Source organism: Bartonella sp. P12B (genome assembly GCF_055796185.1).
In genome coordinates this window covers 180578-194464 of the sequence record NZ_JBTTDI010000002.1, presented here as the reverse complement: position 1 = coordinate 194464, position 13887 = coordinate 180578, and the positions used below count along the sequence as shown (strand labels likewise).

General features: G+C 37.9%; 11 protein-coding genes. 5 read left to right on the top strand and 6 right to left on the bottom strand.

The features are described from left to right. Positions 1 to 23: 23 nt before the first annotated feature. Together AC0QT1_RS02425 and secA are read right to left on the bottom strand one after the other, a co-directional pair. The gene (locus AC0QT1_RS02425; RefSeq protein WP_473200078.1) at positions 24 to 440 is read right to left on the bottom strand and encodes a Fur family transcriptional regulator; all 417 of its coding nucleotides are present in this window, start codon (positions 438 to 440) and stop codon (positions 24 to 26) included. Positions 441 to 467: 27 nt separating this feature from the next. After that, positions 468 to 3185 carry a preprotein translocase subunit SecA gene (secA, locus tag AC0QT1_RS02420; protein ID WP_473200228.1) on the bottom strand — a complete coding sequence of 906 codons (2718 nt, stop codon included), beginning with the start codon at positions 3183 to 3185 and terminating at the stop codon, positions 468 to 470. 418 nt (positions 3186 to 3603) lie between these two features. On the opposite strand from secA, the gene AC0QT1_RS02415 reads away from it, so the two are divergent. The 3 genes from AC0QT1_RS02415 to AC0QT1_RS02405 all read left to right on the top strand — a co-directional run bounded on the left by AC0QT1_RS02415 (position 3604) and on the right by AC0QT1_RS02405 (position 6465). Then, the gene (locus AC0QT1_RS02415) at positions 3604 to 4557 is read left to right on the top strand and encodes a peptidylprolyl isomerase (protein ID WP_473200079.1); all 954 of its coding nucleotides are present in this window, start codon (positions 3604 to 3606) and stop codon (positions 4555 to 4557) included. 131 nt (positions 4558 to 4688) lie between these two features. Continuing rightward, positions 4689 to 5921, top strand: a complete 1233-nt coding sequence (argJ, locus tag AC0QT1_RS02410) for a bifunctional glutamate N-acetyltransferase/amino-acid acetyltransferase ArgJ (protein WP_473200080.1) — start codon at positions 4689 to 4691, stop codon at positions 5919 to 5921. A gap of 130 nt (positions 5922 to 6051) precedes the next feature. Continuing rightward, a complete protein-coding gene (locus AC0QT1_RS02405; protein WP_473201569.1) occupies positions 6052 to 6465 on the top strand; it encodes a (deoxy)nucleoside triphosphate pyrophosphohydrolase in 414 nt (137 codons plus the stop codon). Between the two features lie 801 nt (positions 6466 to 7266). Here AC0QT1_RS02405 and AC0QT1_RS02400 read toward each other — a convergent pair. The 4 genes from AC0QT1_RS02400 to AC0QT1_RS02385 all read right to left on the bottom strand — a co-directional run bounded on the left by AC0QT1_RS02400 (position 7267) and on the right by AC0QT1_RS02385 (position 11766). Further along, positions 7267 to 8148 carry a C40 family peptidase gene (locus AC0QT1_RS02400; protein ID WP_473201568.1) on the bottom strand — a complete coding sequence of 294 codons (882 nt, stop codon included), beginning with the start codon at positions 8146 to 8148 and terminating at the stop codon, positions 7267 to 7269. A 124-nt stretch (positions 8149 to 8272) separates the two neighbouring features. After that, positions 8273 to 9646, bottom strand: coding sequence for a leucyl aminopeptidase family protein (locus tag AC0QT1_RS02395; RefSeq protein ID WP_473200229.1), 1374 nt, complete (start codon positions 9644 to 9646; stop codon positions 8273 to 8275). Positions 9647 to 9659: 13 nt separating this feature from the next. Next, complete coding sequence (gene coaA, locus AC0QT1_RS02390) at positions 9660 to 10658, bottom strand: type I pantothenate kinase (protein WP_473200083.1); 999 nt, start codon at positions 10656 to 10658, stop codon at positions 9660 to 9662. A gap of 118 nt (positions 10659 to 10776) precedes the next feature. Beyond that, the gene (locus tag AC0QT1_RS02385; RefSeq protein WP_473201567.1) at positions 10777 to 11766 is read right to left on the bottom strand and encodes an asparaginase; all 990 of its coding nucleotides are present in this window, start codon (positions 11764 to 11766) and stop codon (positions 10777 to 10779) included. Between the two features lie 220 nt (positions 11767 to 11986). Between AC0QT1_RS02385 and hslV the strand changes: the two genes are divergently transcribed. Both hslV and hslU read left to right on the top strand, forming a co-directional pair. Next, positions 11987 to 12568 carry an ATP-dependent protease subunit HslV gene (hslV, locus tag AC0QT1_RS02380; protein WP_473200085.1) on the top strand — a complete coding sequence of 194 codons (582 nt, stop codon included), beginning with the start codon at positions 11987 to 11989 and terminating at the stop codon, positions 12566 to 12568. Next, complete coding sequence (gene hslU / locus AC0QT1_RS02375) at positions 12569 to 13879, top strand: ATP-dependent protease ATPase subunit HslU (RefSeq protein ID WP_473200086.1); 1311 nt, start codon at positions 12569 to 12571, stop codon at positions 13877 to 13879. Positions 13880 to 13887 lie beyond the last annotated feature (8 nt).

Sequence of the window (13887 nt, the reverse complement as noted above, 5' to 3'; positions counted from 1 at the left end):
GCTATCTATATGGAATCATTAATTTAAGAATTACGTTTTTTTCCATAAAGTTCAAGACGATGGTAAATAATATTATAACCAAGGGATTTTGCGATTTTCTCTTGCAGCTTTTCAATGATATCAGACTGAAATTCGATAACTTGTCCTGTTTCCACATCGATAAGATGATCATGGTGTTGCCCATCTGCTTGCTCAAAACGAGATGGTCCACCACTAAAGGTATGACGATGAATTTTTCCATTTCCTTCTAATATTTTCATGGTTCGGTAAACAGTTGATAGCGAAATACTAGAATCTATTTTGTGGGCACGCTGAAAAATTTCAAACGCGTTCGGGTGATCATCTGTATCCATCAAAATATCGAGAATAATACGTCTTTGACGTGTTACTCTTAAACCTGCAGTGCGTAACTCCTGCTCATAATCTCGTTTTTTATTCATCTTTTTAACTGTTTAACTCTTTATTTTTTAAACGAAGGCTCCATGACAGTGTTTATACTTTTTCTCTGAACCACAAGGGCAACGCTCATTACGTCCAACTTTTCCCCATGTGGTTATATCATTTGGATCACGGGCTTTCGGGTTAACAATTTTATTTTCTTGTGTTTGTGCCCACAAGGTAGGAATATTCTCTTCTCCTTTATCATTTGAAACAAAGTTATCAGCATCTGTTTGCTCAGGTGTGAGGGATTCTGTAGATTGCTGAATAATTTCAAAACGCATGAGTTTAGAAATGACGATACTGCGCAAATTTTTAAGCATGCTCTGAAAGAGTTCAAATGATTCTGTTTTATACTCGTTGAGTGGATCTCGTTGAGCATAACCCCGAAAACCAACAACAGAACGTAAATGGTCTAAACTTACCAAATGTTCACGCCATAAAGTATCAATTGTTTCAAGTAATATGGCTTTGTGGAAATAAGCCATAACTTCTGGAGAGTAGCGTTCAGTCCGTTCATTTTCAAGTTTGGTAACAGCATCTGATATGCGTTCTAAAATTTGTTCTTCGGCAATTCCATCTTCTTTTGCCCATTCTTCTACTGGAAGCTCAAGATTAAAGAGTTGGCGAATTTTCTCTTGTAGAGTTTTCACATCCCATTTTTCAGAATATGTTCCAAATGGGATATAAGCCTCTACCAGATCTTCGACTACTTCATTGCGCATTTCAAGAATCGTCTCTGTTAAATCCTCTGCATTCATGACTTCCATACGCTGTTCAAAAATAACCTTTCGTTGATCATTCATGACATCGTCATATTTTAATAAATTTTTACGAATTTCGAAGTTTCGTGCTTCGACTTTTTTTTGTGCTTTTTCAAGGGCTTTATTAATCCATGGATGGGTAATGGCTTCATTTTCTTTCAGCCCAAGTTTTTGCAGCATGCCATCCATACGGTTAGAACCGAAGATACGCATGAGATCATCTTGAAGAGAGAGAAAGAATTTTGAGCGACCAGGATCTCCTTGGCGACCAGAGCGACCACGGAGTTGGTTATCAATACGACGGCTCTCATGGCGTTCCGTGGCAATGACATAAAGACCACCAACAGCTAAAGCCTTTTCTTTGAGACGTTGAACATCTTTTTTAATTTCTTCAATTTTAGCTGTCCGCTCTGCTCCCTCAGGCATATCTTGTAATTCTCGTCGAATACGCATTTCGACATTACCACCAAGCTGTATATCAGTACCACGACCGGCCATATTGGTTGCGATGGTTAAGGCTCCAGGAACACCAGCTTGTGCAATGATGTATGCTTCTTGCTCATGATAGCGGGCATTTAAGACTCTAAAGTCGGTAATACCTTCTTTTCGCAAACGTTCTGCCAATTGTTCTGATTTTTCAATAGATGTTGTTCCCACGAGAATAGGTTGCCCTTTTTCGTGTGCCTGACGGATATCACGCACAATAGCACGGTATTTTTCTTCTGCTGTTCGGTAAATTTCATCATCTTCATCAAGACGCTGTATTGGTAAGTTTGTGGGGACTTCTATAACCTCGAGACCATAAATATTGCTAAATTCTTCTGCTTCTGTTGTAGCCGTCCCAGTCATTCCAGACAGTTTTCTATACATACGGAAGTAATTTTGGAAAGTAATGGAGGCGAGAGTCTGATTTTCTGGTTGGATCGCAACATGCTCTTTCGCTTCAAGAGCTTGATGGAGTCCTTCAGAATAACGCCGTCCTGGCATCATCCGCCCCGTAAATTCGTCAATAATAACAATTTCATTATTGCGAACAATATAGTCTTTATCGCGGACAAATAGCTTATGGGCTTTGAGAGCATTATTGACATGGTGGACGATAGCAACATTTTCTATATCATACAGGCTTTCACCTTTAAGATATCCTGCTTTTTCAAGCATGTTTTCAATTTTTTCAGTACCAATTTCGGTAAAGGTTGTTGTCTTTTGTTTTTCGTCTATTTCGTAGTCTTCTGGAATTAAGGCAGGAATAAATGTATCGATGAGATTGTAGAAGTCTGTACGATCTTCTAAAGGACCAGAAATGATAAGGGGGGTACGCGCTTCATCAATGAGGATCGAATCAACTTCATCAACAATTGCGTAATGGTGCCCACGCTGAACCATTTGACTGCGATCAAAGGCCATATTATCGCGCAGATAATCAAACCCCAATTCATTATTTGTTGCATAGGTAATATCGCATGCATAGGCTGCTCGACGGGCATCATTATCAAGATCATGGAGAATCACACCTGTCGTGAGTCCTAGAAAACCGAAGATTTTTCCCATTGTTTCAGCATCACGACTAGCAAGATAATCGTTTACTGTAACGACATGAACGCCTTTGCCTTCCAATGCATTGAGATAAATTGGCAGAGTTGCCATTAATGTTTTACCTTCACCTGTACGCATTTCAGCAATGCCACAGTCATGGAGTACCATTCCACCAATGAGCTGTACATCAAAAGGACGCATATCATAAACACGTTTTGCTGCTTCACGGACAGTCGCAAAAGCTTCTGGTAGGAGCGAGTCAACAGTTTCACCTTCCATGAGGCGTTTACGAAACTCGTCAGTTTTTTGACACAGTTGCGCATCACTTAATTTTACAAATTGTTCTTCTAAAGCATTAATTTGTATAACTTTTTGGCGAAGAGCTTTGAGACGTCTCTCATGAGCGGAACCAAAAAATTTACGTGCAAAGACACCTAAACTGACCATCTCTGGCCCTTTCTTTTGATTGTTGTCACTATTATTGGATAATTCATATGCTATCCCCATACTCCGCACTTTCCAAGACATTTAATATAACGAGATGCAAATGGCGCTGTTATATTTGTCGGTGTGCAATTTTTCACTTTAGTTATAAAGTAGAGATAAGAGGCTAAGTGCACCGTGTCAACTTTAGTAATGCTATTTAATTGATACAATACAAAGTAATTTGGGATGCAATGTGTCATTTTTTTATATTATCATGTTTTCTGACTGCATTAGATGGAGTGCAACAAATTGAGATAAAAAGACGAGTTTATGCTTTTTAAAGTAAAATTACTGATTTATTTATCTCTATTTAGAGATTAAAATGTTACGATAAAAAATAAGAGTCTTGGACCAGCTTTCACTTTTAAGGAGTATATTTATGAAATTCAACTTTATCATGCTTTTTTTAACATCAGCCTTATTAGCAAACACAAGTTTAAAGGTGATGGCTCAAGAGAGTTTGAATTCACCGTCGAATGATTTAAAGACTTTAGAGAAAGCTTCTGAAAAAACAGTTGCTTCCTCTCATGTTATGGCAATTATTGATGGAAAGAATATTACAGCAGGGCAGTTGGATGATTTAGCGCTTGAGATAAATCCTAATTTAGCGCGTTTTCCTGAGGAACAACGCCGTATAATGGTTTTAAAAGCTTATTTGGATATGCAGGCACTTGCTAAAGCAGCAATTAGTAAGGGCATCGATAAGACTGAAACTTATGATAAACGTATGGCTGTTATGCGTGACAATGTTCTTCAGCAGCTTTATTTTAAACAGACAATTGTTGATCAGATTTCCGATACTGATTTGGAAGCTCTTTATAATAAAGAAGTTGCTGCTTTACCCAAAGAAGATGAGGTTAAAGCGCGTCATATTTTGGTCAAAACGAAAAAAGAAGCGGAAGCTATCATTAAGCGTTTAAGTAAAGGGGAAAGTTTTGAAGAGATCGCAAAAAAGAGTTCAACAGATGGTTCTGCTGCTGTTGGGGGCGATCTTGGTTACTTTAGCCATGGTCAAATGGTTAAGCCTTTCGAGGATGCTGCATTTGGTCTGAAAGTTGGCGAATACACAAAAAAACCTGTTGAAAGTCCTTTTGGTTGGCATGTTATTAAGGTAGAGGATCGTCGTTTGAAACAACCTCCTGTATTTGATGATGTTAAGGAGATGTTGCGTACACAATTGATAAAAGAGCGTTACCAAAAACTGATTGTTGATTTACGCAGCAAGTTAGATGTGAAATATCCCGATCCTAATGTTACAAAATTGATGCAATCACTGAGTCAGAGTGGAACGCCGCTTCCGGATGAAGCAACCGATGAAGAAGATACAGAATAGTAAGGAAAAAGACGTGGAGAATATCTGTACAGGCGGGGTGGAAAGATTGCTTTTGTTCAAAAAGTCTAGCATTTTTTTGTGACAGGCTATCTATTTGCAATCATTTCATCTGTTTTTATGGAGAGTAGACTATGATTTTAAAGAGATCTCCTTTATCTCCTCAAAACATACAAGAGCTTCCGCCATTATCTAGTGTGCGGATAGCAACAGCTGAGGCTGGGATTAAGTATAAAGGTCGTACAGATGTTCTTTTCATTATATTTGATAAGCCAACAAGTGTGGCAGGTGTTTTTACGCGTTCAAAATGTCCATCTGCTCCTGTGGAACATTGTCGCGCTTCGCTTCCCCATGGGGTTGCTAAGGGTATTGTTGTTAATTCTGGGAATGCAAATGCTTTTACAGGACGCAGAGGAAGGCATACAACAAATGAAATCATGAGTGCAGCCGCGAGCGCTTTGGGAGCTAAAGAAAATGAAATTTTTATAGCCTCTACAGGCGTTATTGGTGAGCCAATGGATGCATCGGGTATTGTAAGTCTCTTACCAACTATGGTGGAGACAGCAGGAGAAGGGAACTGGTTAGAAGCTGCAAAAGCTATTATGACGACTGATACATTTCCCAAACTTGCGACACGCAGATTTGAATGTGGAGGAGAGATTGTTACCATTAATGGGATTGCAAAAGGCGCTGGTATGATTGCACCAGATATGGCAACAATGCTCTCTTTTGTTGTAAGTGATGCAGCTATTTCTTCGGATATCCTTCAATCCATGTTATCAGAGGCCGTTCAAGGATCTTTCAATTCAATTACTGTTGATAGTGATACCTCAACATCAGATACACTCATGATGTTTGCAACAGGAACAAAAAGTTTTCCTTGCCTTACCTGTAAAACTGATCCGCGTTATGAGGTGTTCTCAAGACACTTAAGTGCACTTTTACATGAACTTGCACTACAAGTTGTTTGTGATGGAGAAGGTGCACGCCATTTAATTGAGGTGAATGTGATTGGTGCTACAACAAATAAAGCTGCTAAAACTATAGCCTTATCAATTGCAAATTCACCGCTTGTAAAAACCGCTATTGCTGGTGAAGATGCTAATTGGGGGCGGGTGGTTATGGCCGTTGGGAAGGCAGGTGTTGAAGTAGATCGTGATCTTTTAGCAATTTGGTTTGGTGAACATCGTTTGGCAGTTAATGGTGAACGAGATCCTGAATATTGCGAAGAGACAATAGGTGCTTATATGCGAGGGCAACACATCTCAATTCGTGTTGATATCGGTTTAGGCGTTGGTAAAGCGACTGTTTGGTCTTGTGATTTGACGAAAGAGTACGTCATGCTTAATGGCGATTATAGAAGTTAACCAATATACCATAAATTTGATATCGTTATCTGTATATTTTTTAAAAAGGATGTTTTTTACTTCTTTCCTCTTAAAGCAGAGAGCATTATAGAAGATATATGTATCTTTACTATTTCTGTTGGAGAGTAGTATGCGTGTAAAAGGTTCACTTCTTCTTGTCGTTGCATGCGCATTGTTAGATCAAGATAAGCGTGTTTTGCTTACACAACGCCCACAAGGAAAATCATTAGCCGGTTTATGGGAGTTTCCTGGTGGAAAGGTTGAGCAAGGTGAATCTCCAGAAGCATCATTGATTCGTGAGTTAGAGGAAGAGCTTGGTGTTCATGTTCATCCGAACAATTTATTACCCTTAACATTTGCAAGCCATGCTTATGAAACATTTCATCTCTTAATGCCGTTATATCTTTGTGACCATTATGAGGGAGTTGCGCAAGGACGGGAAGGGCAAAATTTAAAATGGATTTTTATTGATGATCTTGATAAATATCCTATGCCTGATGCTGATAAGCCATTGGTTCAGGTGTTAAAAAAAGTTCTTCTTTAACGAATTTGTGAAAGAAAAACATTGCGTACAGATAAGAGGCATCTTTTTCATAAGATATTGATGATAGAAGATTTGTAATTTTTATATGATCAACAGCTTAATCATCATTGGGATTGCCTCTGTGATAAACGTTGGTTTCATCAATATAAATTACCCTTACAATGGTCGATTGTTTTCTTTAATGTTGTGTTCTTTTTTATTTTAAATGCTCTTCCTTTTATCTATCAGCATTACCTATGAATGCGTAATGCAAAATCAGAAGCATACCACTTCTTTATCGTTTATGACGTCATAAGTTAGCTTTATCATTTTTGACCTTTCTCCAATGTTGCATTTGTCCTTACATTGAAATATTCATTTAATTATATGGCTTCCATTCTAAAACTGCTTTTCACATTACATGGTAATCTCTTAGTGTGATGGAACAGTTCTTTATTCAAAATAAGAGGATTTAAAATAATATAACATTAAAAGATATCATTCGGTATGCATAAACTTATTATTTGGAATCAAAGAATTATCTGTAAACAGTCATTTTATGAATAATATTCAGTAAGCTGGTTGATAGGCTTATAGAATATTCCCACAATGTACAAATATTGATAAAAGTTTTTAAATGAATTCTAAAGATCTGCTGTAAGCAAAAACCAATAATTAACCTCATTCAATCGAGACAAGTTTGTGAAACCAGTTTGAGTCTCTCTAAGATGAACAACCTGTTCTGATTTATCTTATTACTTTTAAAGTTTTAAAATGACCTTATGGAAGAATGTAACAACAGAACTTTTTGTTTCGTTGAAATCACATAGGAGTATGTATTTCGTTGCCAAGTATTGGACGGCGTTTTTCTATAGGATATTGTTTTTTTTGAGCGATACGCTTAATTGCTTCCTCTAGTGGCTCGATCATAACGTCCATAGAGAAGCCATTTGCATGGATGATATTTTCATGATCAATCATAATGGCAACATGGCCTTTCCAAAAAATCAAATCACCTCGTTGAAGTTTATCACTGTCTGTAAGTTGCTTGCCTATAGTTTTTTGCTGCATGTCAGTATCGCGTAAAACCATTTGATCGGTCATGATCATAGAGAGTTGGACCAGTCCTGAGCAATCAATTCCAAAACCACTAACCCCACCCCAAAGGTAAGGTGTGCGTATAAACATTTCAGCAACGGTAACATAATCTTCATAGACACGTCCAATAGGACTGAGATGATGGGTAATAATTGCTTTTCCATTCTCAAGTATAGAGTACATGGTGCCACGGACTTCAGTTTCATCAACAACACTTACTTTGCTTCCCATGGATAAGGCATACTCTATTGGTCCACGTAAGTCATCTTGTAAATATTGAAAAGTACGTGGCACTGAAACGACATGTGTTTGTTTTACTGTTGATGTACAAAGAGCTGCTGTATCAATATAACCGACATAACCATCTTTAAGGGATTGCCCCCACGACATGGTTTTGCTTTGTTCAAAGATGAGCAACTCTTCTCCAAATAAGCACTCTGTTTGTCTTTCACTTTTTTTATTGTTTTCTTTAAAAAGTCCAGCAACAGCACTATTAACACGCTTTTTTTCACCTTGAACAAAGCGTTGAGCCATAACGACTGTTTCAAGACGTTGATCTGCTAGATCATCTCTAAATGCATATAATCTTGGATCTTTAAAGATCATCTGTTTACCTTTCATTTTTTACTTTTAAACAGAATAATGATAACTGAAGAAATGCAGACACAATTTAAAACGATAAACAATTAATTTTAAAACTTAAGAATTATGCACTTTATGGATATTTTCATTAGGTTTCAGTTTTAAAGAGGTTATAAAGCGCACGAATAACTTGTACAGAACCACCAACAGGGGCGCCTGGCTTTTCTTTTGGAACCCACCCATAAAGATCAAAATGCGCAAAATATTTGGTTTTTTCAACAAAAGAGTTCAGAAACAAAGCAGCGACGACAGAACCAGCAAAGTTATTTCCACTTATATTGTTAAGATCAGCAATTGGTGATGATAACATTTCTTTATAGGGTTTCCAGAGTGGCATTTGCCAAAGAGGATCGCAGACAGAGTGAGCAGATTGAGAAATTTGTTGTGCCCATAGTGAATCGTTACAATAAAATGCAGGAAGATCTGGTCCTAATGCTATCCGGGCTGCTCCTGTTAAAGTAGCCATACAAAGCATGAATTGTGGACTCTCTTCATCGCCATAGGCCAATGCATCAGCAAGAACAAGCCGCCCTTCAGCGTCTGTATTGCCAACTTCAACACTCAAACCTTTACGACTTTGCAGAATATCGCCTGGTCTGTAAGCATTAGCAGAAATTGCATTTTCAACAGCTGGAATCAAAACACGCAACCGAAAAGGTAATTTCGCATCCATGATCAGTTTAGCTAACCCTAAAACATGTGCTCCACCCCCCATATCTTTTTTCATGTTTGACATGTTATTGGCTGATTTAATATTGAGCCCTCCCGTGTCAAAAGTTACACCCTTACCAACCAACGTTATTTTAGGATGATTTTCTTGTCCCCATTGCAGATCGATGAGCCGTGGCGCGGTACTACTGGCTCGTCCGACAGCATGGATCATTGGAAAATTATGTGTTAAAAGTTCATCTCCACAAATGCTTTGGACATGAGCACCATAGGTTTTTCCTAGTTTGTGTGCTTCTTTCTCGAGAGTTTCAGGATTCATATCATTGGCAGGAGTATTGATGAGATCACGAACGAGAAAGACAGTTTCATAAATTCGTTGAAGTTCATTGAGATCAACCGTTTCGTTGACAGAGATCGATAATGATTTGGAGGAAGAATTTTGACGATAACGGTTGAATTGATAACTTCCAAAAGCCAATCCAAGATAACTATTTATTTCATGGGAGGCTGTGCCTTCTAAATGCCAATGTCCAGAAGGAATCTTTTGAGCGAGAAGCCCTGTGATAAAAGGTTCATCACCATTACCAAGTCCAAATAAAACTTTTTTTAAATGCCCCGTTTCGTGAGGAATAAAGAGTATTTGTCCTGCTTTTCCAGTAAAATTATTCACTTTCATCCATGCTGTTGTTGAAGCATCAAGCGATAAATCACTCAGATTTGTTTGGTTAATCAAAAGTATGGGACAGCTACTATCGACACGTGTTGAGTTGAAAGAAATGTGATGTAAATGCATATTCATGAAATCCTTAAAGTCGTCGAAGTGCAACATATTCAACCAAATGATTTTTTCCCTTCCGTAGAATGAGATTAGATCGTGGTCGTGTTGGCAATATATTTTCTTGTAAATTTTTCAAATTAATCGTCTGCCAAAGGTCTTCAGCAATTTTTGAAGCTTCTTTGTCATTGAGGTGTGCATAACGGTGAAAATAGGATTCAGGATTTTGAAAAGCTGTTTTACGCAGACGTTTGAATCGTTCCAAATACCAGCGACGAATAACTTCTGTTTCAGCATCTACATAGATTGAAAAATCAAAAAAATCTGAAACAAAAGGAATGATTTTTCCATCTTTAGGAAGATCACTGACTTGTAATACATTAATCCCTTCAACAATTAAAATATCTGGACGATCAATGGTAATAGTTTGATTTTTCAGAACATCATAGGTCATATGCGAATAAAGTGGAGCACGAACATTCCCAATACCGGCTTTTATAGCAGAAAGAAAACAGAGTAACTTTTTAATATCATAAGAATCAGGAAATCCTTTACGATGCATACGATTTTTTTGCTGTAAAATAGCATTAGGATAGAGAAAACCATCCGTTGTAATCAAATCGACTTTAAGACTGGATGACCAACGTTTTAAAAGTTCTTGAAGAATGCGAGCAGTGGTTGATTTTCCTACAGCAACAGAGCCGGCAATCCCAATGATAAAAGGGGTTTTTTTACTTCCTTCTTGATGTAAAAATTGTTGACGCTTATGAAAAAGTTCCTGTACGGCTTCAACATGGCATGATAACAAACGTGATAAGGAAAGATAAATGCGTTGCACTTCTTTAAGATCAATAGGATCATCAATTGAACGTAAACGTTTGATTTCATCAAAAGTCAAGGTCAGTGGTGTATCCGCACGAAATTGCGACCACTCTTGTGCAGTAAAGACACGATAAGGTGAAAAACGATCAGAAATAGATTGGACCAAATCACCTTCTTGATCAATTTTTGGGAGAAGCGTATCAATCATTTGTCTTGGTCAAAATTTTTTTCTGCAATCATTAATTAAGGATAGCTAGATAAGCAGTTTTATATTCGAATGAATTTTATTTTGCATATTTTCTTCTTTAAAATAATAGAGTCTTTCATTAGCTTATGGTCCAGTCATTCCATTGGGCATTGATTTGCGCCAATGAGTATCCTTGTGCCAGAAAGGCCCATAAAAGTAAACGTGCTTTTACCGCTGATAGATAACCAGACATGAGGGTACCAGCAGCAATCATATCGACTTCTGAACCTTTATAGCCATAAGTTGTGCGTGTTGTTGAGCCAGAGTAGGTACGGCTAGCGATGATGATTGGTATTTTTCGTGTATATTGTCGTACGATGTCTGCTTCTTCAAAACTACAGTGCCCTGATCCAAAACCAGCAATAACAAGTCCAGCATAATGTTCACTTTCGAGACAGAATTTCATTAACTGTGTATCAGAGGATAAAGAGGAGTACAGGAGAGCAACTTGATGATTATAATTTTGAGGAAGATTAAATGTTTTCGGAAAAAAGTTTCGATCATTAAAATAAACCACTTTTCCTTCCAAAAGAGTGCCTAAAATACCGACCAGACCTGATTGAAATGTTTCAATTTTAACTGTATGGCTTTTTTGGACCCAATAAGGTGAGTGAATGGTATCGTTGATGACAACTAAAACGCCTCTGTTCCGACTTTGTGGATCAGCAGCAACCCGAGTTGCTGCTAAAATATTAGCCGGTCCATCAGCACCTGCTTCACAAGGTATACGCATAGCACCAGTTATAATAAGCGGTTCTGCTTTATCCCAATAAAGAGAAAGAAAAAAAGCAGTTTCTTCGATTGTATCAGTCCCTTGGGTTAAAATAACACCGTCTGCGCCAGCTTTTATTTGTTGTGTTGCCCACTCGATGATTTCAAAAAGAGTCTTAAAGGATAAAGATCCACTTGGTAATTGTGTTAATGTTTGCGCATGAATATTAGCAACTTTATTTAGATCAGGAACACTTTTTACAAGGATATCTGAGGTTAATGTTGGTTGCATTTGGCCAAAATTGTCAGCGGCCATTGCAATTGTTCCTCCCAATGTTCCTAAGGCTATTTTTTTCATAATTTTTCCTTTAAAAAACGCAAATCGTTTACAAAAACTATTTAGCAACAATTTGCATTGATAACAATGATATCATTTTTTTGTTTCAATAAATTGAATTGTGTTAACTCATTGTGTTTTGCAGTGTATGTTCTTAAATAAAGGTAAGAGTAATTGGATTTTATATTTGATGAGAAGCAATCAATATTAAAAATAGAGGTTAATATTAATGAATTTCCTTATGGCAGAACATAAGCCAAATGTAATGTATGGTACAACGATTATTACTGTACGAAAAGGTGATAAAGTTGTGATGGCTGGTGATGGTCAGGTTTCACTTGGGCAGACAATTATGAAAGGCAATGCACGCAAGGTTCGTCGCCTTGGAAAGGGCGGAACCGTTATTGCTGGTTTTGCAGGTGCTACAGCAGATGCTTTCACTTTGTTGGAAAGATTAGAAACAAAGCTTGAGCAATATCCTGATCAGCTTATGCGTGCTTGTGTAGAACTTGCAAAAGACTGGCGAACAGACCGTTATTTGCGACGTCTCGAAGCAATGATGCTTGTGGCTGATAAAAAAGTAACTTTAGCTTTAACAGGACTTGGTGATGTTTTAGAACCAGAAGATGGAGTTATGGCTATTGGTTCTGGAGGCAATTTTGCTTTTTCAGCTGCTCGGGCACTCATGGATATGGATTTAGATGCTGAAACCATTGCCCGTAAAGCTATGGATATCGCCGCTAAAATTTGTATTTACACCAATGATCATTTTACGATTGAAACATTGGATGCAGAATTATCTTCTTTAGAGAAAGCTATTTGAATGTGTGTTGTATTTTCCCCTCGTGAAACTGTTTCTGAACTTGATCGTTTTATTATTGGCCAAAATGATGCCAAACGTTCTGTTGCTATTGCACTGCGCAATCGGTGGCGTCGACAACAGCTTGACGGACCAATGCGCGAAGAAGTTATGCCGAAAAATATTTTGATGATAGGGCCAACAGGTGTTGGTAAAACAGGTATAGCGCGTCGATTAGCAAAACTTGCTGGAGCTCCTTTTGTTAAAGTAGAAGCAACTAAATTCACTGAAGTTGGTTATGTAGGACGTGATGTTGAACAAATTATTCGTGACCTTGTTGAGATTGCTATTTCTCTTGTGCGTGAAAAAAAACGAGATGAAGTCAAAGTAAAGGCTCACATGAATGCAGAAGAGCGCGTTTTAGATGTCCTTGTTGGTAAGACAGCAAGTCCTATGACTCGTGATAGTTTTCGCAAAAAACTGCGCGAAGGTGAATTGGATGAAAAAGAGATTGAAATTGAAGTAGCGGATAATAACAGCAATAGTGCTTCGACTTTTGATATTCCTGGTATGCCCGGTGCACAAATGGGAATCATGAATTTATCAGAAATTTTTGGCAAAATGGGCAGTCGTACAAAGGTTCGTAAAACAACAGTAAAAGATGCTTTTAAGCCTCTCATTGATGATGAATCTGAAAAACTCCTTGATCAAGATCAAATTATCCAAGAAGCACTTCGTGTTACTGAAAATGACGGGATTGTTTTTATCGATGAGATTGATAAAATTGCAACGAGAGATGGTGGTGCAGGGGCTGCCGTTTCACGTGAAGGCGTTCAACGAGATCTTTTGCCTTTGGTTGAGGGAACAACAATTGCTACAAAATATGGTCAAGTCAAAACAGATCATATTCTTTTTATTGCATCAGGCGCGTTTCATGTTTCCAAGCCATCTGATTTATTACCAGAATTGCAAGGGCGTTTGCCCATTCGCGTAGAGTTAAATCCTCTCACAAGGGAAGATTTACGACGTATCCTAACCGAACCTGAAGCCAGTTTAATTAAGCAATATATTGCTTTAATGGCAACGGAAGAGGTTCATTTAGAAATTACCGATGATGCGATTGATGCTTTAGCAGATATTGCTGTGGACTTAAACGCAAGAATCGAAAATATAGGGGCCCGCCGTTTGCAAACGGTAATGGAGCGTGTTTTAGATGAGATTTCTTTTACAGCACCCGATAAAGCTGGAACATCGTTTAAGGTTGACGCTGCTTATGTCAAACAATCTATAGGTGAACTTGCTGCTGATATAGATCTTTCACGTTTCATTCTTTAGCGTTATCA